The organism is Psychrobacter sp. N25K4-3-2 (genome assembly GCF_015351755.1).
Classification (GTDB): Bacteria; Pseudomonadota; Gammaproteobacteria; order Pseudomonadales; family Moraxellaceae; genus Psychrobacter; species Psychrobacter glaciei.
In genome coordinates, this window is the sequence record NZ_JADKLX010000002.1 from 660,671 (window position 1) to 682,189 (window position 21,519).

General features: G+C 45.4%; 15 protein-coding genes. 10 read left to right on the forward strand and 5 right to left on the reverse strand.

Features of this window, described 5'->3' with window-relative positions; genetic code table 11:
* Positions 1–21: 21 nt before the first annotated feature.
* The 3 genes from nuoC to ndhC all read right to left on the reverse strand — a co-directional run bounded on the left by nuoC (position 22) and on the right by ndhC (position 3,397).
* The gene (nuoC, locus tag IOD06_RS07770; RefSeq protein WP_189586443.1) at positions 22–1,797 is read right to left on the reverse strand and encodes an NADH-quinone oxidoreductase subunit C/D; all 1,776 of its coding nucleotides are present in this window, start codon (positions 1,795–1,797) and stop codon (positions 22–24) included.
* Between the two features lie 132 nt (positions 1,798–1,929).
* A complete protein-coding gene (locus tag IOD06_RS07775; RefSeq protein ID WP_010198893.1) occupies positions 1,930–2,598 on the reverse strand; it encodes an NADH-quinone oxidoreductase subunit B family protein in 669 nt (222 codons plus the stop codon).
* Positions 2,599–2,773: 175 nt separating this feature from the next.
* On the reverse strand, positions 2,774–3,397 hold the full coding sequence (gene ndhC, locus IOD06_RS07780; protein WP_010198891.1) for an NADH-quinone oxidoreductase subunit A: 624 nt from the start codon (positions 3,395–3,397) through the stop codon (positions 2,774–2,776).
* 800 nt (positions 3,398–4,197) lie between these two features.
* On the opposite strand from ndhC, the gene IOD06_RS07785 reads away from it, so the two are divergent.
* The 5 genes from IOD06_RS07785 (at position 4,198) to argB (ending at position 11,792) form a co-directional block, all read left to right on the forward strand.
* The gene (locus IOD06_RS07785; protein ID WP_194620361.1) at positions 4,198–6,231 is read left to right on the forward strand and encodes a UvrD-helicase domain-containing protein; all 2,034 of its coding nucleotides are present in this window, start codon (positions 4,198–4,200) and stop codon (positions 6,229–6,231) included.
* 141 nt (positions 6,232–6,372) lie between these two features.
* Positions 6,373–7,776, forward strand: coding sequence for a magnesium transporter (mgtE, locus tag IOD06_RS07790; RefSeq protein WP_026037183.1), 1,404 nt, complete (start codon positions 6,373–6,375; stop codon positions 7,774–7,776).
* 145 nt (positions 7,777–7,921) lie between these two features.
* Complete coding sequence (gene dut, locus IOD06_RS07795; protein ID WP_194620364.1) at positions 7,922–8,386, forward strand: dUTP diphosphatase; 465 nt, start codon at positions 7,922–7,924, stop codon at positions 8,384–8,386.
* A gap of 102 nt (positions 8,387–8,488) precedes the next feature.
* Entirely contained in the window at positions 8,489–10,393 is a 1,905-nt protein-coding gene (locus IOD06_RS07800) for a phosphomannomutase (protein WP_194620366.1), read from the forward strand.
* Between the two features lie 487 nt (positions 10,394–10,880).
* Positions 10,881–11,792, forward strand: a complete 912-nt coding sequence (argB, locus tag IOD06_RS07805) for an acetylglutamate kinase (RefSeq protein ID WP_010198880.1) — start codon at positions 10,881–10,883, stop codon at positions 11,790–11,792.
* A gap of 162 nt (positions 11,793–11,954) precedes the next feature.
* On the opposite strand, the gene IOD06_RS07810 is transcribed toward argB, so the two are convergent.
* Both IOD06_RS07810 and IOD06_RS07815 read right to left on the reverse strand, forming a co-directional pair.
* Complete coding sequence (locus tag IOD06_RS07810; RefSeq protein WP_194620368.1) at positions 11,955–12,314, reverse strand: hypothetical protein; 360 nt, start codon at positions 12,312–12,314, stop codon at positions 11,955–11,957.
* A gap of 85 nt (positions 12,315–12,399) precedes the next feature.
* Positions 12,400–12,777 carry an arsenate reductase gene (locus IOD06_RS07815; protein WP_194620370.1) on the reverse strand — a complete coding sequence of 126 codons (378 nt, stop codon included), beginning with the start codon at positions 12,775–12,777 and terminating at the stop codon, positions 12,400–12,402.
* A 211-nt stretch (positions 12,778–12,988) separates the two neighbouring features.
* Between IOD06_RS07815 and leuS the strand changes: the two genes are divergently transcribed.
* The 5 genes from leuS to IOD06_RS07840 all read left to right on the forward strand — a co-directional run bounded on the left by leuS (position 12,989) and on the right by IOD06_RS07840 (position 21,429).
* Positions 12,989–15,694 carry a leucine--tRNA ligase gene (gene leuS, locus IOD06_RS07820; RefSeq protein WP_194620372.1) on the forward strand — a complete coding sequence of 902 codons (2,706 nt, stop codon included), beginning with the start codon at positions 12,989–12,991 and terminating at the stop codon, positions 15,692–15,694.
* Between the two features lie 122 nt (positions 15,695–15,816).
* Positions 15,817–16,479, forward strand: a complete 663-nt coding sequence (locus tag IOD06_RS07825; protein WP_194620373.1) for a hypothetical protein — start codon at positions 15,817–15,819, stop codon at positions 16,477–16,479.
* Between the two features lie 58 nt (positions 16,480–16,537).
* Positions 16,538–17,617, forward strand: coding sequence for a DNA polymerase III subunit delta (gene holA / locus IOD06_RS07830; protein ID WP_194620375.1), 1,080 nt, complete (start codon positions 16,538–16,540; stop codon positions 17,615–17,617).
* 276 nt (positions 17,618–17,893) lie between these two features.
* Positions 17,894–19,219: an efflux RND transporter periplasmic adaptor subunit gene (locus IOD06_RS07835; RefSeq protein WP_194620377.1), complete on the forward strand. Its 1,326-nt coding sequence runs from the start codon at positions 17,894–17,896 to the stop codon at positions 19,217–19,219.
* A 260-nt stretch (positions 19,220–19,479) separates the two neighbouring features.
* Positions 19,480–21,429 carry a MacB family efflux pump subunit gene (locus IOD06_RS07840; protein WP_227669964.1) on the forward strand — a complete coding sequence of 650 codons (1,950 nt, stop codon included), beginning with the start codon at positions 19,480–19,482 and terminating at the stop codon, positions 21,427–21,429.
* Positions 21,430–21,519: the final 90 nt, after the last annotated feature.

Below are 21,519 nucleotides of genomic sequence, written 5' to 3' on the forward strand. Positions count from 1 at the left end.
AGCACTGTTTAGATTAAAGCACTAGCGATCACAATCCGCCATCACAATATCAATCGATGCCAAGTACATAATGGCATCAGAGACGAGCGAACCATTAATGACTGATGGCATCTGCTGCAAATGCGCAAATGTCGGTGTACGAATACGGGTGCGATAGCTCATCGTCGCCTTATCTGAGGTAATGTAATAACTATTCAGACCTTTAGTCGCTTCTACAATCGTCGTACATTCGCCAGCTGGCATCACAGGACCCCAAGATACGGAGATAAAGTGATTAATCAAGGTCTCAATATCGTTTAGCGTACGGTCTTTTGGTGGTGGCACGGCTAATGGGTGGTCTGCCTTGTATGGACCTTGTGGCATGTTATCCATACACTGACGGATGATACGTAATGACTGGCGCATCTCTTCAACTTTTACCATACAGCGATCATAAGCATCGCCGTTGTAGCCAACTGGTATCTCAAAGTCGTAGTTTTCATAGCCCATATAGGGACGTGCTTTGCGTAGATCAAAATCCACACCAGTGGCACGTAGACCAGCGCCAGTGACGCCCCAAGCAAGTGCTTGCTTGGCATTATATTGCGCGACGCCTTGGGTACGACCTTTGAGCACACTGTTTTGTAATGCCGCTTTGACATATTCGTCCAAGCGTTTTGGCATCCAATCTAAGAACTCACGAACCAGACGCTGCCAACCACGTGGCAGGTCAGCAGCTGTACCGCCGATACGGAACCAAGCGGGATGCATACGATAGCCAGTCACGGCTTCGATCACGTCATAGGCTTTTTGGCGATCGGTAAACATATAGAATACAGGGGTCATACCACCCGCATCCTGAATGAAAGTACCGACGAATAGTAAGTTGTTGGTAATACGGAAAAACTCACTCATCATCACGCGGATGGTTTCAGCGCGCGGTGGAATGGTAATCCCAGCAAGCTTTTCGACCGACATAATGTACGGTAGCTCGTTCATCACACCGCCGAGATAATCGATACGGTCGGTATAAGGAATGTATGAGTGCCACGTTTGACGCTCCGCCATCTTTTCTGCACCGCGATGGTGATAGCCGATATCAGGGATACAATCAACGACTTCTTCACCATCCAGCTGTAGTACTAAACGGAAGGCACCGTGAGCAGAGGGATGGTTAGGACCGATGTTCAAGAACATAAAGTCTTCATCACGACCTGAACGCTTCATGCCCCACTCTTCTGGAACAAAACGCAGGTTTTCTTGCTCGTATTGCTGCTTAGCCGTATTCAAGAAGTATGGGGTAAATTCAGTCGCTCGCGCATGATACTCTTTGCGCAGTGGGTGACCTTCCCAGTATTTCGGTAATAAAATACGGGTCAAATGCGGATGTCCCGTAAAGACAATACCGAACATGTCCCAAACTTCACGCTCGTACCAGTTGGCATTTGGCCAAATCTGCGTAGCGCTCGGTACATTGACGTCGTCTTCGCTCAACGCGACCTTGATACGGACATCACTGTTACGCTCAAACGACATCAAGTGATAAAACACCGTAAAGTCACTGTCAGGCATGCCTTGGCGATGTTGGCGCAAGCGCTCATCTATCGCTGACAAGTCAAATAGCATGACGTAAGGCTTAGGCAATTTACGTAGGAATAAGAGAATATCCAGCAAATCAGCACGCGCTACCCAAACCGTTGGAATCTCATCAACAGTGTGCTGTACCACAAACTTACCGGCATATTTATGCTCCAGCTCTTTGATAACGGCTGGAACAGGCTTAATCTTAGGATCTATGTTTTCGACTACCGTGACCATGAATGATGTATTCCTTCATTAATCATAACTGAACTATGTCAACCATAACTAAGCTATGTTAATCATAACCGAACTATGATGAGCGCATAAGACGTTGAGATTGTTGCTGTGAATCTAAATACTATCTAGAATCTAGATACTGTCTGGGCTACGCAAGTTTTTGACCGCAATACGGTCGGCTTGCTTACGGTCACGCTCAGGGGTCATTTGTGGCTTGTAGATACCCTGTTCATTGACGTGAATGCCCAGCGGACGACGCTCTTTGGTAATAGACTCTTGTAGCAGCATCAAGCCTTGAATCAGCGCTTCTGGACGCGGCGGGCAACCCGGTACATAGACATCGACAGGAATGATTTTATCCACGCCTTGCACGACCGAATAGATATCATACATGCCACCTGAGTTGGCACAAGCGCCCATCGAGATAACCCATTTTGGCTCAAGCATTTGCTCATAAAGACGCTGAATAACGGGTGCCATTTTGACAAAGCAAGTACCAGCGACGATCATCACGTCTGCCTGACGCGGTGAGGCGCGAATAACCTCTGCCCCAAAGCGTGACAAATCATGAACCGCCGTCAGAGTAGTGGCATATTCGACATAACAGCAAGAGGTACCAAAGTTAAATGGCCACAGTGAGTGCTTGCGCCCCCAGTTTGCAGTCGAGTGAACGAGGTCTTCTAGGCGACCCATAAAGACGTTTTTATTGACTTCGTCTTCGATAGGATCGTTGACCGTTTGACTGGTCTGTGCAGGATAGACATCTGCATCAGGGTTGGCTTTTGTTAATGTGTATTTCATAACATACAACCTTTATATTAGGCTCAGCAGGGCAATCATCTTGCCAGCACTAGCGCCATAACTTCTGTTATTAATAAGTGGCTAATCATCAACGATCATCAATATAAACAAACGTTTTTATATCTGGCTGCTTATCTTTTTTACGAACGCTATAAGCTAAGATCAACAGCTGGCATTAACGCCCCGCTTTGTCTGGCTGTGCAGACGTCGCAAAGTCCACAGAAGTAACGTTACCCGTGGTATTAATATGATCGATGTTCTGTAAATGACGGCGATTGGTCTCAATATTGTTAGAGACGTTAATCTGTCCTGAAGACTGCGCTGGTATCTTACCCGTCGGGTCGACCATCAGCTCATCGACACCATCAAACTTGGTGATGTCCGCCCAATTAAAGGGCGCAGGCGCAGCATAGAGACGTGCTTTTTTACGCAGTTTGTCAGCAGGCGCCCAGTTTAGCGCCCCTAAACTTAAAGCGTATACCAGACCGATTAACAAATCAATGATGAAGGTTGCCGCCGCAATAAACCCAGCCCAGCCGGTTTCACGAACGGAGACCGCATAGGCGTATAAGTACAACGCCTCTAAGTCAAAGATGACGAAGAAGATGGCGACCAAGTAGAATTTGGCAGACAAACGAATACGGGCGTTGCCAGATCCGACAACACCCGCTTCAAATACTTCTTCTTTTTGTGAGCCCTGAGAGCGACCGCCAAGCAAGCGCGGAACGACCAGCATAAAAACAACTAGCCCGATAGCGGCTAAAATAAACGCAACTGCTGACCAATTAAAAGCAGACATGATAATACGTGCTCCTCACCCAATCGAGTGTCAAGCGCAGCGCAGATACACCCATTAAGGCAATTTTGCGACAGGCGTAACGCAGACGAAAACACAAAGTAACTGTCATCGAGTCACTTTTTATCAGTAATTCGATGATGATTATAGGTACTGTGCTGGTAATAACCAATTATCAAGCTTATTGACGACGGTGTCAGACGTGCCCAACTATAGAATCCCGATACGCGCGCGGAGAAAGCTGGTCGCCTAACGCATCTTCTAACAACGTAAGATCAACGTATTAAATCAATATCATATTTGATGTTTTATTTAATTGATTTAATAGCTCATTACACGTGGTCAATAGTGACGTGACAACTGGCATAAATTATTTACGTACTATACGCATATCATGGTTCAAAAGCTAGTTTTTAACTGCATTGGACGGTCACTTTATAAGCGAAAAAAACATATTTTTTTATCTATAAATTATGATATAGACGTTACCTTATATTAACACCAAATCCTTACTTTTTATTACCAACCGTCATCAGTAGCGTTGCTGCTAAATATTGCATGCTTTATCATGCCATTGTCATCAGCCAACTCCTTACCCAAAGTTATGGTTTTTGCTTTATAATAGCCCAGCCAATTTTAATGGCACATTTTCAATAAACAGCACACTCTATTACTTTAATTGCCTGATTAATTTGATTAAAAATATCGCCACGATATCGACTTTAATCATACACGCCGCGTTCGTTTAGCCACGATACTATCAGCTCTACCCTCTTTTTTGCTTTTGTCTTACAGGTCACGTTATGAGTCAACTTAATCCCAAACAACAAGAAGCGATGCTCTACGTATCTGGTCCATTACTCGTACTAGCAGGTGCCGGATCCGGTAAGACCTCGGTGATTACGCGTAAGATTGCCTACCTGATCGAAGAATGCAACATGCCAGCTGAGCGCATCACGGCGGTGACCTTTACCAATAAAGCGGCACGTGAGATGAAAGCGCGGGTAAGCAAGCTGCTACCAAGTGAAAAAATGCGCGGACTGACCGTGTCAACTTTTCACCAGTTTGGCTTGCAGTTTTTGCGCTACGAGCTGATTCATACGCCGCTAAAAGGCAACTTCTCCATCATGGACAGTGACGATAGTAAGCGTTTGCTGATGGAGCTGATGATGCGCGATAACTTAAGCGGGGCTGAAAGTCGCGAGCTGGTTGGTAAAGCCATTAAAATGATTTCTGATTGGAAAAATGATCTGATTGAACCTGACAAGGCGATGGAAACCTTAGACGATCCAGAAGATATGATTTTTGCGACCTTGTATGCGCTTTATGAGCGTAATTTGCGCGCTTATAATGCGGTCGATTTCGATGATTTGATTGTACTGCCCACCAAAATCCTGCGTGAAAACAGAGAGCTGCGTGACAAATGGCAAAACCGCATTCGCTATCTATTGGTCGATGAGTATCAAGACACCAATACTGCGCAGTATGAAATGATTAAATATCTGGTCGGACCGCAAGGGCGCTTTACCGTCGTGGGTGATGATGACCAATCTATCTATGCATGGCGTGGTGCTAAGCCTGAAAATATGGCGCTGCTCAAAGAAGATTTTCCTAAGCTAAAAATCGTCATGCTTGAGCAAAATTATCGCTCGACCACGCGTATTTTGACCTCTGCTAACGCCGTGATTATGAATAACGAGCATTTATTCGAAAAGAAACTCTGGTCAGATAAAGGTCAAGGCGAAAAAATCCGCATTATCAACTGTCGTAATGATGACGACGAGTCCGAGCGCGTGGCAAAAGAGATCGTCACTCACAAATTACGCTTTGGCAATGAGTGGGAACAGTACGCTGTCCTCTACCGCAGTAATTTTCAGGCACGCATGTTGGAAGCGCAATTGCGTCAGCTGCAAGTGCCTTATAAGTTGTCCGGCGGTCAGTCCTTCTTTGCGCGTAGTGAAATCAAAGACATCATGGGCTATCTGCGTCTGATTTTGAACCCCGAAGACGACAGCGCGTTTTTACGGATTATCAATACGCCCAAGCGCGGCATGGGACCTGCAACCCTCGAAAAGCTTGGTTTGTTTTCGCAAGAGCATAGCATCTCATTATTGGCCTCTTGCACGCACGCTGGTCTTGCTCACGTATTGCCATCGAAGGCTTATGGCACGATAAAAGAGTTTGGTGAATTCATCGAGCATTATACCCGCGAGTTGGATCAACATCCTGACCCCGTGCCAATCGTGCGCCAGATGATTGATGAGACCGGTTATATTGACTTTGTGCGTAGCGATGCCAAAACGCCACAACAAGAAAAGAACCGTATCGATAATATCGACATGCTTTATACCAGTATTCAGTCGTTAATCAATCGTGCTGAAGAAGATGAAGATCGGACGATTGATACTATTATCCGTAAGCTAGTGTTGCTCGATATGCTTGAGCAGCAGCAAGAAGAAGAAAACACTAATAAAGTTAACTTGATGACCTTGCATGCGGCAAAAGGTCTGGAGTTTGATTTTGTTTACATCATGGGGCTTGAGGAAGAAATGCTACCGCATCGCAACTCTATCATGAGCGAGACGGTCGAAGAAGAGCGCCGTCTGATGTACGTAGGCATTACCCGTGCACGCCGTGAGCTGACACTGACGCTCGCGACCCAGCGCCGTGCTGGCGGACAGATGCGCGTCACCTCAGAATCAAGATTTTTGGATGAGCTGCCTGAGGATCATATCGACTGGCCAGCTAAGGCGAAAAAGAAAAAAGCCACTAAAGATCCAGAAGCCGTCGCTGACGAATATTTGGCCAATATTCGAGCGTTACTGGGTAAGCGCTAATCGCAGCATTAGCACTATTGATGGCTGCAAAGCAATATTCGGGCGTGTCATCAATTAGCACATTAAACAAAGTTAACGCTGTAATTATTTACACATACTTTGACGATATCATTTCTATCTTCTAAAAACATTGGAACCCTTATGCCTACCCAGACGCCCAATCAGGAACGCCCCTCTATGCTATCAGGAGATTATAATCCGGCAGAATATAGCGCCGAATATAAACTGCTGTACTTGCAGGGTTTGGTTGCTGATAAAGCTTATGAGGCGATTACTGAGTTTTTAGAAAAGCAGTCGGAATATGAAATTGCCAACCTACTCGAGTCTTTTCCCACCCAAAACCGTCTACTAATCTGGGAGCAAGTACCAGAAAACATCAAAGGTGAAGTGCTTGCAGAACTAGAGTACGATACGCGCCAGCCGTTGATGGAGAATATCTCTTCTCAAGAAATATCGTTATTTACCCAAGACCTTGACGCTCAAGACATCTCAGAAATTTTGGACACCGTTACTGAGAGCGTGCGTACCTCAGTCATGGCAACGCTGGATGAAGAGACTCGTGTTCAAGTTAATAAACTGGATACTTATGCCGACTGGGAAGTGGGTAGTTACATGGATCCTGACATTATCCAGATAAGAGATGACATCCACCTTTCTGATGTACAGCATTGGCTACGCGAAAACGACGACTTGCTTGATGACCAAAGCCAAGAGCTACTGGTCGTCGATCAAAGCCAGCAATTACTTGGACTGCTGAGTCTGGTCGATTTGATTAAGCATGAGCAAAACACGTTGGTGTCAGCGCTGATTGATACAGCCATCACGATCAATGATCGTTTAGACATTCAAGATGCCGCCGCGATTTTTCGTTCAGAAGACATTCGTTTCGCGCCTGTGATTAACAGTTATGGCGAATTGGTCGGTCAGTTAAATGGCGAAGATATCATGGAAATTATCCAAGATGATGTCGATAGCACCATGAAAAACCTCGCTGGTGTCAGTCAAGATGAAGAGTTGTTTGCACCCATCCTAACCAGTGCCAAAAGCCGTAGTATTTGGCTGGGCATCAACTTGTGTACCGCGCTTTTAGCGGCAGCGGTGATTGGACAGTTTGAGGAAGTATTGGCAAAGGTGGTAGCACTGGCAATCCTCATGCCAGTAGTCGCCAGTATGGGCGGTATCGCTGGCTCGCAGACACTTACGGTTGTCATCCGTGGTATGGCAATGGGTCAAATTGGTGGTTCTAACCGTGTCTGGCTCCTAAACAAAGAACTGTGGGTTGGTGCGATAAACGGTATCATTTGGGCGATAATCATGGCATTTATTGCTCAATTATGGTTTGATGATATCAAAATCAGCGCCGTGATTGGCTTTGCGATTGCAATTAACATGACCGCCGCTAACGTTTCAGGTATTAGTATACCGCTGATGCTAAAGCGGATGAATATCGACCCTGCGCTATCTGCTTCCGTTATTTTGACCACAGTAACCGATATCGTCGGCTTTATGTCATTCTTAGGTTTGGCGAGTGTGCTGATACTTTAATTGAATATTAAGTGACTGAATCAATAATTACCCAGTCAACATATAGAACTGCTATTTACATAGAGGTCTTGTTACATAGAAATCTTGAATAACTTTTGTTCAAAATCACAATTTAAAAACCATCAAATCGTTAAGTGAGTGCGTTATGCAAGCTGTACAAGTAAAAGTGTTAAATCCTAAAATCGTTGAAGATAAAGCGTTTTCCTTACCGACTCGTGCCACCGATGGCAGTGCTGGTATCGACTTACGTGCTTGTATTGACGAGCCTTTGACCATTAAAGCAGGCACAACGCATTTGATCGGTACTGGTCTCGCTGTGTATATTCAAGACCCCAACTATGCCGGTATGATTTTGCCGCGCTCAGGGCTTGGGCATAAGCACGGTATCGTCTTGGGTAACTTGGTCGGATTAATTGATGCGGACTACCAAGGTGAGCTGATGGTTAGTATCTGGAATCGTAGCAATGAAGACTTTGTACTCAGTCCAGCAGAACGTATGGCGCAATATATCGTAGTGCCTGTCGCCCGTCCTGAGTTTGAAGTTGTCGCAGAATTCAGTGACGAAAGCGTACGCGGTGCTGGCGGGTTTGGACATTCGGGTCGTCACTAAGACGATTAATCTGTATAGATAGTCACTGTATAGATAATCATTGGCTAGCCATTTTGCATGTATCACGACAATATCAACCACGACGATAAGGAGAGTAAAGCCATGCCGTTTTTTGCGACGCAGCAATCCTTATTTCGTGCTTACGATATTCGCGGCGACGAGCAGTACTTTACTCCGGATTTTATACAGGCTTTGGGCGCCGCATTTGTGCGACTTTATAAAAACCATAATGCGAAACAACGTAGCAAACCTATTGCTAATAGCCCCATTACTAATAGCCCCATTACTAATAGCCATATTTCTAACAGCCCCATTGCTAACAGCCCCATTGCTAACAGCAACGTTAAACCCCATCATAAGCCGAAAGAAACCACGGTCATCATCGGCTATGATGTGCGCTGTGGTAGTGACAGTATGGCTCAGTCGTTGGCATCGATCCTACAAAAGCAAGGCCTCCAAGTAATTAACTTAGGGTTGATTACGACACCGATGATGGCATTTTGGACCGAGCAATACGCTGGACATGGCATCATGGTCACCGCCAGTCATTCTGCAAAAGGCATCTTAGGTCTCAAATGGCTGGTCGGTAATACTTCTCCTAGTGCTAAAGATATTCAGATGCTTTATCAAGATTTGATAGCGTTTGATAGCAACCAACACCACAATCAGATCGACAGTAATAGTGACAGCCTTAAGCTTCCAAGTGCTAGCCAAAGTAATGACAAACAGGCAACTTCAATGCTATCGGTCATTGGCTTGCCGACTGACACTGTGGCAACGCCTTATATTGATGCCATTGCCGAGGTATTTGTCAGTATTTATCCCGAGCAAAACCTATCGGCTAGTAACAAACGAACCTTTAAAAAGCTTGATCTCACCATCGTTATTGATTGTATGCATGGGGCCACTAGCAGGATTGCCCTGCCCTTATTTACCACTTTTTGCCAGCGCGTCATCATCATCAATGACACCCCTGATGGTAATTTCCCCATGGGTAACCCTGACCCTACTGAGCCGAATCGATTGGCAGAGTTGCAACAAAATGTCATCGTTAATACTGCTGATATTGGTCTAGCATTCGACGGTGATGGCGATAGACTGATGATCGTCGATAACAGTGGTAAAATAGTCATGCCCGATCATCTGCTGTATTTGCTCGCCTCAGTCGCCATGAGCGAGCGTCCAGAGACGTGGCAAACTCATACTGCATCCCCGCAAGTGCTGTTCGATATTAAATGCTCACACCATCTGCCTATTCTCTTAAGCGATTTGGGAGCGACTCCAATCCTGAGTAAAACTGGCAGTAGTTTAATGCGTCAACAGCTACAGGCCGATGACAGCCAAATCTTATTCGCAGGCGAATTGTCTGGGCACTTTATTTTTAACGATGGTTATTTTACTGCTCATGATGATGCGATGTACGCGGGCTTGCGCCTACTACATTGGTTGGCCTATACAGCGATGCATCGTGACAAATCATCGGCTGCTGTTGGTTTATGGGGTGAGCCGATTGAGCAGTCACGCCCTATTCGCTTGACTGATATTACCCATCAATTACCGATGTTGGTCAGTACAGCAGATCATTATTTACCTTTACCCAGTAGAGCGCCTTTGCAGTGCCCAGTCGTGCAACAATTGGCAGAATTTTGTTGTTATTTGCAGTGTTTGGTTGCCGCGTCTTCTGATGACCTCGACAGCGCCTTGACTGCGGCTTATGTCTCATCACAATGCGCTTGTGTATCGTCGAGCGTCAAGCACACAACCTTAGCACAAGCAAAGCAGTTATTACCGAGCGGCACGCAGCTGACCTGTATTGATGGCGTGCGCTTAGATTTTGCTCATGGTTTTGGTGTATTACGCCAATCAAACACCAGTCATCATTTGACCGTGCGCTTTGCTGGTGACAGCCTTACAGATTTGAAAGACATACAAGCCCGCTTCGTCGCGCTATGTCGCCCATTTGATAAACACTTGGCAGAGCAGATTGCAGCACTTCTCTCTGAATAGCTCTTCAAGCTGACTTTGATTGAATTAACTTGTTTCATTATCATCATTGCCTAGCCGCTGACATAAAATCTCGCTACCAATCCTTGTATAAATTGTTTTTTATCATTATAAAGACAAGCATATCTGAGAATAATTAGGGCGTGTTGAACATTCGACCATGGCACTGACAGAGACTATTTTTTAGACAGTTCGACGTTAAAACAGTAAGTTTAGTCATTCTAAGCGTCTATTTTTAACCATGAAATGGCAAAAAATAGACCTATCTCTTCGAGCTGATGCGAAAACTGCCCTATGCTGCGTTGTAAACCTAGTTAAGGCATGAGCATTACCGTCGTTTTACGCCTTGTCTAGAACAGTTTTCGCAATCAGCAGTGCCTATTTGTGAATGTTCAACACGCCCTAAGATAAGCCTGTCTAACGATAGTCAGCCGTAATAAACCAACTTTTTAAACCCATCTCTTTTAGAACTAAATTTTAGGAGCTTGTCATGACGCTTAATTTGGATGAAGCCAAAAATACCGCTGAAGTATTAACCACAGCACTGCCTTATATCCAGCGCTTTGTGGATAAGCTCATTGTGGTCAAATACGGTGGTAACGCCATGACCGACCCTGAGCTTGAGAGCTCATTTGCTCGTGATATCGTTTTGCTAAAAACCGTCGGTATACACCCTGTCGTCGTACATGGCGGTGGCCCACAGGTAGACAATCTACTAAAAGAGCTCGGTCGCCAGTCCAACCGTATCGATGGGATGCGCGTTACGGACAAGAGCACGATGGATATCGTCGAGATGGTATTGGGCGGTAGCGTCAATAAATCTATCGTCAGCTTAATCAATAAGCACGGTGGCCGCGCGATTGGTCTGACGGGTAAAGATGCCAACTTAATCTTAGCCAAAAAACTAATGATGGAAAAAATTGGTGCAGATGGTATCGCTGTGCCTGTCGATTTAGGGTTTGTCGGTGATGTGGTCAGCGTCAATAAAGATGTGATTAATATGCTAATTGCGTCTGATTTCATTCCTGTGATTGCGCCACTTGGGGTCGACAGCGAAGGCAATACCTATAATATCAATGCCGATTTGGTCGCGGGTAAAGTTGCTGAATTTTTGCAAGCAGAAAAGCTCATGCTATTGACCAATATCAAAGGGGTATTGGGTCGTGACGGCGAGGTCGTCACCGGACTAACGCCAAAGAAAGTGGACAGTTTGATTGAAGACGGCACTATCTCAGGTGGTATGATTCCGAAAATTCAATGTGCGCTAAATGCAGTGCGCAGTGGCGTAAAAAGTGCGGTTATCGTTGATGGTCGTGTGCCTCATGCGACGCTGTTAGAGATTTTCACCAACGAAGGTGTCGGCACGCTGATTAGTCGTGAGATAGATTCTACGGTGATCTAACAAGCAACTAACCAAATCAGATATATGAAAAACGAAGCCCGAACCTAGACAATGCTAAGTTCGGGCTTTATTGATTGAATGCTATGAAATCAAATCATAGCCAAATAATTTTCGGGTCTGTTGAACATTCAAATATTAGGACTGCTGATTGCTAAACGGACCCTAATAAGCGCAGAACTCTACGGAACTATAACTACTATTCCCGTATACTTTCATATGGTGATTGCCTTTACGCTCGGTAAAATAAGAAGTGCTATCTTCGTAACGGTCACCATCGAGGCGACCATTTGGCCCTGTGACATAAGCAACATTGATACGATCGTCACCCACATTGTGAATGACCAGATTTTGATCTGGCATGAGCCACAAGCGAAACACTTTACCATTTTTAATATTACCGGTAAAACTGCCGCAATAGCTATTATCTGCAAAGGTAATTTTGGTAGACGAGTCAGCTGCTTGCACACTTGTAACCATTAAAGGGCTCACCGCCAACGCTGCCATTAACAATAAATTTTTCATAATCTTATCCTTGATTATTACAAACGAACAAACTTAATTCTACTAATAAGTAGCATAGTTTATAATTCACCAAAGTGATAGCTTTTTATTGAAAATTTGCCTCAAATTCAGTGGCATCAAAGCCGCATAATAGTATTTGCTGAGCTTGATTTTTATCGTCGATCTGACCTTCTACAATTGGACGTTTAATCATACTGGTATTTTCGACAAGTAAATCAATAGCATTATTTACATTATCATCAGCAGCTTGCTTTTGCTCATCGGTTAGTTTGCGCCATGTGGTGCCGCGCTTGTTGAGCACTTTATCAATACCTAACTCTTTTACCCAACGCTGGACGCTCTCTCTATCGATGCCTTGTTTTTTATAATCATGAAAATCATAACCTACATTCAGCTCATCAAGCTTAGTAAAAGCTTTTTTCATCGTGCTACAAGATTTGATACCGTAAATGGTGATGGTCATATAAGCTCCAAGTCAATTATCATTATTGTCTTTATTATACCGAACACTACCGAGCATGAGAGCGGAAACTTAGCCATCGTTAGTTTTTAAAACATCAAACATATCGAGCAAGCGCACCATCATATCGTCGCAATTTTTGCCAAATTACGCTATGCTATGGCATTGTGAAATTTCACCCAATTTATTCGTATTAATCAATTTCGAGCCGACTATGAGCAACGCCGTGACAGCAGAACCTTCTAATACTAATCATACCAATGACAGCACCTACTATCAGCCGCAGCTAATTGAAGCCGCGCAACAAGCCAAATGGGCAACGGATAAGCGTTATGAAGTGGGCAACGAGCCTAGCGATAAGCCAAGTCGCTATATGCTGTCGATGTTCCCTTACCCAAGCGGCAAGCTGCACATGGGTCACGTGCGTAACTATACCATCTCAGATGTGCTGAGCCGTTACTATCGCCTCAAAGGCTATGAAGTCATGCAGCCAATGGGCTGGGACGGTTTTGGCTTGCCCGCTGAAAATGCCGCGATTGCCAATCAGACGCCGCCTGCAAAATGGACGTTCGCTAATATTGATAGCATGCGCGCGCAGCTAAAATTGCTTGGCTTGTCTATTGACTGGTCGCGTGAATTTGCCACTTGTAGCCCTGAGTATTATCAATGGGAGCAGTGGTTGTTTTTACAGTTATACAAAAAAGGCTTGGTCTATAAGAAGCTGGCGACGGTCAATTGGGATCCGATTGATAATACAGTTTTAGCCAACGAGCAAGTCATCGATGGTAAAGGCTGGCGTAGTGGCGCTGCGGTCGAAAAACGCGACATCCCGATGTATTACTTTAATATCACCGATTATGCTGATGAATTGCTTGATGATTTGGATCAATTAGAAGGTCACTGGCCATCAGAAGTACTGACCATGCAGCGCAACTGGATTGGTCGTAGTGCGGGTATGGAAGTACACTTCCCTTATGAGCTTGCCGGCCAAGCCAATAGCTTAGACGTCTTTACTACCCGTCCCGATACTTTGATGGGCGTCACTTATGTAGCGGTTGCCGCAGAGCACCCATTGGCGCAGTATGCGGCTGAGCACGATGAAACGATTGCTGCGTTTTGTGCGCTTTGCAAAAAGGGTTCAGTCGCGGAAGCAGACCTAGCCAAAGCAGAAAAAATCGGTATGGACACTGGTCTCACCGTGACGCATCCACTGACTGGCGAAGAAGTGCCTGTTTGGGTTGCCAACTATGTGCTGATGAGCTACGGCTCTGGCGCAGTCATGGCAGTACCGGCACATGACGAACGCGATTATGAGTTTGCCGTTAAATATGACTTGCCTATCAAACAAGTTATCCAGTCTCCTGTTGGTCATACTGAGTCTGTTGTCGCCGAAGCCAAAACAGATGGTTCTGAGCCAAATCTTGCCTATACTGAGCGCAATATTTTGATCAATTCAGGTGAATTTGACGGCTTGAACTTTGAGCAAGCGTTTGAAGCGATACTAGCCAAACTTGAACCACAGGAACTTGCGAAGAAAAAGATCCAATATCGTCTCCGCGATTGGGGCGTCTCTCGCCAGCGCTATTGGGGTTGTCCTATTCCAATGGTCAACTGTGAACATTGCGGCACCGTACCAGTCGAAGAGCAAGATTTGCCAGTAGTATTGCCGACTGACGTCGTCCCTGATGGGCGCGGTAACCCACTCAAAAACATTCCAGAATTTGTGAATACCACTTGCCCGAAATGTGGCAACCCTGCTGAGCGCGAAACCGATACCTTTGATACCTTTGTGGAGTCAAGCTGGTACTATGCGCGTTTTGCCAGTCCGAATGATGCACAAAACATGGTCAACAAGTCTGCTGCTAATAAATGGCTGCCGGTCGATCAATATGTTGGCGGTGTAGAGCACGCGGTCATGCATTTACTATATGCACGTTTCTTCCATAAGCTCATGCGCGATGAGTCACTGGTGTCAGGCGATGAGCCATTTGCCAACCTTATGACTCAAGGCATGGTGCTTGCCGGTACTTTTTACCGTGTTAATGCCGATGGCAGCACGACCTATTATTTTGCAGAAGATATTGATATTGACTACAACGAACGTGGTCAACCGATTAAAGCCATTTTAAAATTAGATGGTCAGCCAGTGACCATTGGCAAAATTGAAAAAATGTCTAAGTCAAAGAACAATGGTGTTGACCCACAAATCACCATTGATAAGTATGGCGCTGATACGGTTCGCCTTTATACCCTATTTACTGCGCCTGCCGATCAAACGCTAGAATGGTCAGATGACGCGCTAAAAGGCCCTTATAATTTCGTTAAAAAAGTATGGCGCATTGCTACTGAGCATATGCAAGCGCTCACCGAAGCAAACCTAAGCTTTGAGACGCTAAACAATGCCGCCTTTAATACGGATGGCTTAAGTAAAGAAGCGAAAAACTTACGCCGTAAGACCCATGAAACTATTGCCAAGATTGATAGTGATTTAGGCGATCGTCTGGCGCTAAACACCCCCGTATCAAGCCTCATGGAACTTGCCAACGAACTTTCGAGCTTTAAAGCCGATAGTGAACAAAATCTACAAGTCCAGCACGAAGCGCTGATTGATTTGCTCATTATGCTATCAGTCTATGCGCCGCATGCAGGCGAGCATTTACTTGAGCAGCTAGGGCTCGATACATTAACCCTAAACTACCCAACCGTGGATGAAAGTGCGCTAGTACAGGATATGATCACGATGGTGGTACAGGTCAATGGTAAAATGCGCGGTAAGATGGATGTCGCGCCGAACAGCGACCCTGAACAACTAAAAGCGCAAGCACGCGCGATGGACAGTGTGGCAAAATTCTTGACCGGTGAAATCAAAAAAGAAATCGTCGTACCGAATAAACTGGTCAATATCGTGGTTGCAGGCTAGACCTTTTTAAACTTAGTGTTTTAAGCCTTTTTATCAACATAAGGATAGCGATTATGTCGTATAAGCATCGAGCTGTGCAGTCATCTCAAACAAAATTAAGTAAGCCAAGTGGGCAATGCAATATGGCAAAAAAGTCTAGTGGACAGAAGCTAGCGACAGCATTACTCACAAGCTTGCCACTGTTTGCTGTGCTTGGATCGACAGCAGCGCTTAGCGGCTGTGGCTTTCAGCTACGAGGTTATGACACGCCGATGCTATTTGATGTTGCTAAAACAGCAGTCATTATCGAAGACAATCGTACCTCCTTCCCACTAAAGTTACCATTGACACGACGCCTAGAGGCCTTGGGTGTCGAGGTGACTGATAATATGACCTCGGCTGATGTCACCAATAACAATAAAAACGCTACAGCGGAACCCATTGCCGCGATTAGCGTCAATAATATACGCTTTAAGCGTTATGAATTGGTCGGCGTTTTGACAGAAATTCGCTTGGTAATATCAGCAGATGTCAGCTACCAAGCCTTACAAAACGGCAAAGTTGTGACGCTGACCAACCCCATCCAAGTTGAGCGCAGCTACCAGTATAATGAAGCATCGGTCAGTACCGATGACCAGCAAGGCGACCAAGTTCGTGACTGGCTCTATGACAGCTTGGCACGCCGTATCACTGATCAGTATGTCGCCATTGCTCTGCCTAGAGTCGCCCCTACCAGCGCCAATACACCATCACAAATAGGGTCAGCATCTACGGCAGTTATCGTACCAAACGCACCAAACCCTTAATATTTAGCGTACGGCATTCTGCACATCCATCCTCATAAACCTGTGTTCTCATTAGTCTATGCAAGATACTTTTATACAAGCCTATCCCAAACTACTACAGTCATCCGTGGCAGTAGCTGGCTTGTGGCTGGCACATGGAGATGAGCCCTTACTAAGTCAGTGGCTGATTGACGCCTTGCGTCCGCATTGGCGTGCACAAAATTACGCGATTAAACGTATAGAACTGATATCAGTTAAGAGCTGGCAAGAAGTACTGTCAGAGCTTGGCAGTCAATCTCTATTTGATGATGCTAGCGCGCTGATCGTGACCGGCAATCATAAACCAGACAAATCGGTTATCGCTGAGCTTGAGCGCTTTGCCGTTGAGGCACAAACAGGGGCGCACAGTCATAGTTTATTATGGTTGACGCCCAAACAAGACAAACGAGCGCAAAGCAGCAAGTGGTTTGCGCCATTTGCCCAGTACGGTCACGTCATTGATTGCAATTTATACAATGAACAGCAACGCCAGCAGCTGTTGCAGATTCAAGCCCAGCAGTTTGGACTCAGGCTGTCGCAAGAAGCGTGGCAATTGCTCATGTCACACACCGAGCATCACCTGTTAAGCGCCTATCAAACCTTATGGCGGCTGTCTTATTTATTTGCGCCGCAGTTGGATGCTAGTAGTCATGACTCAACTCACGAAGGCAGTAATCAGTCTACAACGACCGCGCCAAACGTAGCATTGGATATCAAGGATCTTCAAGCCGCCTTGGTCAGCGACGCCCAATTCAGTGTCTTTGATCTGTCCGATGCGATGCTGACAGGCAATAGCGCACAAGTGGCAAAAATCATTTTTCAGCTGAAAGCCACTGATGAGCCGACGACCTTGGTACTGTGGGCAATCAGCAAAGACATGCGCCAAATCATACAATTAATGGATGGCCAAGATCCGCAAGCACTGGGTATTTGGCGTAGCAAGCAAGGATTATATCAACAAGCCTGCCGCCGCCAAGCAAAAGTGCAAACGGCTGAATGGCCTGCGCTGCTGTATCGTTGTGATCAAGCGATTAAGGGGCTTATTCGCCAGCCCGCATGGGAGCTATTACTACAAGCAGCATTAGAGCTAGCAGGTAAGCGTTTATTTGCGATGCGCTAAAATTAGTCTGTCACCACCTTCTATTGTTTCGCTTATTAACCAGTTAACCATCTCCTCTCTTACTGACTTATAGGTTTGAACACTATAAGTCCAGATTTTACTACCCTATCTTGTTCTCCTATAATTTTCGCCTTATTGTTTTTAGTAAGCGTTTATTTTCTGTACCTATCTCTATGCTTAGCTACCTTAACCTTTCGTAAACTAATTAACATTCCCTTTTATAGATGAAGTCTCTACTATATCTACACTTGATTTAATTGTGATTGGATTGTTGTCATGCGCAAAATAAGCAAAAAGGCTGCTATCAAATGGGGTGTCATTACCTTAATTATCGTAGCATTAGGGGCTTTGGCCTATACTTTTTTAAAACCAGAAGAAACCACACCTAACTACTTAACCGCAACCGTTGAGGTCGGTGATATTGAAAACAATGTCATGGCATCGGGTAAAGTGAAAGCGTTAAATACCGTCGATGTAGGGGCACAGGTATCTGGTGAAGTAAAACGCCTGTACGTTGAAGTCGGCGATGAAGTGAAGCAAGGCGATTTGATTGCGCAGATTGATCAAGTGACTCAGAAGAATAGCCTGAGTAATGAACAAGCCACCCTTGAGCAAAGCGAAGCGGCGCTACAAAGTGCCCAAGCGGAATCGTTGAGCAAACAAGCCAGTCTAAAAAGTGCCTATGCCGATCTTGCCAGCCGTCAGTCTGAGCTCAAACAAGCCCAGTCTGATTTTGCGCGTTTGCAGAATTTAGTCGCGATCGACGCTATCTCGCAGCAAGAATACGACACCCAAGCGACCAGCGTTGAGACAGCAAAAGCAGCCGTTGCTAATGCAGCTGCAGCTATTGATACGGCAAAAGCAGCCATTGCGACTACTGAAGCCAATATCAATAGTCAGCAAGCAGCGTTACGCAAATCACGAACCAATGTGAGTACTGCTGAAGAAGACCTGAGCTATACCACGATTCGTGCGCCGATATCAGGTACTGTCGTTTCTATTACGACTGAACAAGGCACCACCGTGAATGCCAACCAAACGGCGCCAACATTGGTGACGCTAGCAGATTTATCGACCGTACGTATCAATGCACAAATCTCAGAAGCTGATGTCATTAACGTCAATGCTGGTATGCCCGCTTATTTCAATATCATTGGTAATCCAGATAAGCAGTATGATGCGACATTAACCGCTATCGAACCTGCCCCAGAGCAAATCAGTAGTACCAGCTCGACAGACGCTGCTATCTATTATGTCGGCTACGTAGAAGTACCAAACCCTGACCGCTTGTTTCGAATTGATATGACGGCGCAGATTTATATCATCGTCAATGAAGCCAAAAATGCGCTATTAGTACCGTCAACAGTGATACAAGAGAAGCGCGCTAAAGGTAAAGAAAAAGGCAAAGCAGCCACGGGCAAGTTTGTACGTGTATTAAAAGATGACGGAACCGTAGAAGAGCGTACTGTAGAAGTCGGTATTGATAACCGGGTAAATGCGCAAATTCTAAGTGGTTTGAAAGAAGGGGAAGAAGTCATCATCAGTGAAGAAAGCGGTAAGAAATCAGGTAGCGGCCGTATCCCTGGTGGACCTCGAATGTAACTTGTTCTTTGACTATGTTGAATAAAAAAGGGCTTGTCAAATATCGTAGCCCTTTCATAACAACACTATAACGCTTATTAGCCTTTATTAAAGACACTGCTATGACTATATCTCAATCTCCTAAACCGCCGACTGAAGATAACTCTGAAAATAATACGGCTCAAAACTTAGAGTCACACACTACTGCTAACCCTTCAAATAACTTAGATAACTTGGCAAAAACTAAGACCGCTAACCACTCTGCATCAGGCAAGCCTATTATGGAGCTGTCTGGAATTATCAGAGAGTTCCCTGCTGGTGAGCAAACCATTCGCGTCTTGCATGATATCAATCTAACTATCAATCAAGGCGAAATGGTGGCAATCATTGGGCAGTCTGGCTCTGGTAAGTCCACCTTGATGAATATCTTGGGCTGTCTCGATCAGGCGACGGCTGGCGACTATAAAATATATGGTAAGTCAGCACGCAAGCTTGATGCTGACGAGCTCGCTGAACTACGCCGTGAACACTTTGGTTTTATTTTTCAGCGTTATCATCTGCTTGGTGACATTAGCGCCAAAGACAATGTAGCAGTTCCTGCCGTATATGCTGGCATGGATACCGAGGCACGCACCAATCGTGCTGAGAAATTACTAACTGACCTCGGCCTTGGCAATAAGGTCAATAACCGCCCTAACCAGCTCTCAGGTGGACAGCAGCAGCGTGTTTCTGTTGCTCGTGCACTGATGAATGGTGGTGACGTGATCTTGGCAGATGAGCCAACTGGTGCCCTAGACAGTAAGTCTGGCGAAGATGTCATGGCGATATTACATGACCTCAGCGCACAAGGTCATACCATTATCATGGTTACTCATGATCCAAAGCTAGCGGCACAAGCGGAGCGTGTGATTGAGCTAAAAGATGGCCATGTCATCGCTGACTATCAAACTGAGCATTACAAGCACACAGACAAAAAACCAGAGTCTATCCTTGGTGAACATCGAAAAAGTGCCTTTGGTAGCTTTGTTGATCGACTGCTTGAAGCGTTTAAGATGTCATTGCTTGCTATGCGTGCGCATAAAATGCGTACCTTGTTGACCATGTTGGGTATCATTATTGGTATCGCTGCTGTCGTGTCTATCGTAGGCTTAGGTCAAGGCTCTCAGCAGCAGATTTTGGCTAATATCAGCTCGTTAGGTACTAATACCATCACTGTCAATGATGGCTACCCTAGAGGCGACCCTAGACGCCGTTACAACGATGACAACCTGACCCCAGAAGACGCAGAAGCGGTCGGCAATCAGCCATATATTATCAGCGTTAGCCCTCAAGTGAATGCCAACTCTAGTGTCCGTTATCGAAGTATACAAGAGGATGCCACGGTCAATGGCGTTGGTGAAGACTATCTAACCGTCACTGGTGAGACATTGGTATTGGGTCAAGGGTTTGATGCAAAAAGTATCACATTACGTAGTCAAGATATCATCATCGATGACAATGCCAAACAGACCTTTTTTGCAGATATTGATAACCCCATTGGTGAAGTAATATTGGTTGGCAGCGTGCCCGGACGTGTGATTGGCGTACTCGAAGAGAGCGATGGCGGCTTTGGTCCCAGTGTGACGACGCCTACTATCTATATGCCTTATACAACAGTGATGTCGCGTGTTACTGGTAGCACCAATATTGACCGCTTTGTGGCGTTGTTAGATGATAGTATCTCCTCTAGTGCCGCAGAGACTGCCATTTCTGACTTGATAGAGAGTCGCCATGGCAAAGATGACTTTGAGTTACGTAATTCAGACTCTATTCGTCAAACGATCGAATCGACAACTGGTGCTTTGACGCTATTGATATCATCTGTTGCTGTCATTTCACTGATAGTTGGCGGTATTGGGGTCATGAACATCATGCTGGTGTCTGTCACCGAGCGCACCAATGAGATTGGTGTACGTATGGCTGTAGGAGCACGTCAAAACGACATCATGCAGCAGTTTTTGATTGAAGCTATCTTGGTTTGTATTTTAGGTGGTTTGCTAGGCATTGGCTTAGCATTTGCTATTGGTGAGCTGATCAATCGTGTTGGCGGTGATAACTTTAAAGTCATTTACTCACCGACCTCTATCATTGCCGCTTTTGTCTGCTCGACGCTGATTGGTGTTATTTTCGGTTTCTTGCCCGCGCGCAATGCAGCCAAATTGGATCCTGTAGAGGCACTGTCTCGGGATTAATACCTAGACACCTGAGCGTCTTGGCCAAATATTCAGTACGAAATATCGAAATGATGATAAAAAATCAAAGAAATATGTAGTTTTACGAGA

What these genes read in the sequence shown, in the direction of transcription:
- nuoC (WP_189586443.1), bottom strand. Translation starts at nt 1,797, where the DNA reads ATGGTCACGGTAGTCGAAAACATAGATCCTAAGATTAAGCCTGTTCCA.
- IOD06_RS07775 (WP_010198893.1), bottom strand. Translation starts at nt 2,598, where the DNA reads ATGAAATACACATTAACAAAAGCCAACCCTGATGCAGATGTCTATCCT.
- ndhC (WP_010198891.1), bottom strand. Translation starts at nt 3,397, where the DNA reads ATGTCTGCTTTTAATTGGTCAGCAGTTGCGTTTATTTTAGCCGCTATC.
- IOD06_RS07785 (WP_194620361.1), top strand. Translation starts at nt 4,198, where the DNA reads ATGAGTCAACTTAATCCCAAACAACAAGAAGCGATGCTCTACGTATCT.
- mgtE (WP_026037183.1), top strand. Translation starts at nt 6,373, where the DNA reads ATGCCTACCCAGACGCCCAATCAGGAACGCCCCTCTATGCTATCAGGA.
- dut (WP_194620364.1), top strand. Translation starts at nt 7,922, where the DNA reads ATGCAAGCTGTACAAGTAAAAGTGTTAAATCCTAAAATCGTTGAAGAT.
- IOD06_RS07800 (WP_194620366.1), top strand. Translation starts at nt 8,489, where the DNA reads ATGCCGTTTTTTGCGACGCAGCAATCCTTATTTCGTGCTTACGATATT.
- argB (WP_010198880.1), top strand. Translation starts at nt 10,881, where the DNA reads ATGACGCTTAATTTGGATGAAGCCAAAAATACCGCTGAAGTATTAACC.
- IOD06_RS07810 (WP_194620368.1), bottom strand. Translation starts at nt 12,314, where the DNA reads ATGAAAAATTTATTGTTAATGGCAGCGTTGGCGGTGAGCCCTTTAATG.
- IOD06_RS07815 (WP_194620370.1), bottom strand. Translation starts at nt 12,777, where the DNA reads ATGACCATCACCATTTACGGTATCAAATCTTGTAGCACGATGAAAAAA.
- leuS (WP_194620372.1), top strand. Translation starts at nt 12,989, where the DNA reads ATGAGCAACGCCGTGACAGCAGAACCTTCTAATACTAATCATACCAAT.
- IOD06_RS07825 (WP_194620373.1), top strand. Translation starts at nt 15,817, where the DNA reads ATGGCAAAAAAGTCTAGTGGACAGAAGCTAGCGACAGCATTACTCACA.
- holA (WP_194620375.1), top strand. Translation starts at nt 16,538, where the DNA reads ATGCAAGATACTTTTATACAAGCCTATCCCAAACTACTACAGTCATCC.
- IOD06_RS07835 (WP_194620377.1), top strand. Translation starts at nt 17,894, where the DNA reads ATGCGCAAAATAAGCAAAAAGGCTGCTATCAAATGGGGTGTCATTACC.
- IOD06_RS07840 (WP_227669964.1), top strand. Translation starts at nt 19,480, where the DNA reads ATGGAGCTGTCTGGAATTATCAGAGAGTTCCCTGCTGGTGAGCAAACC.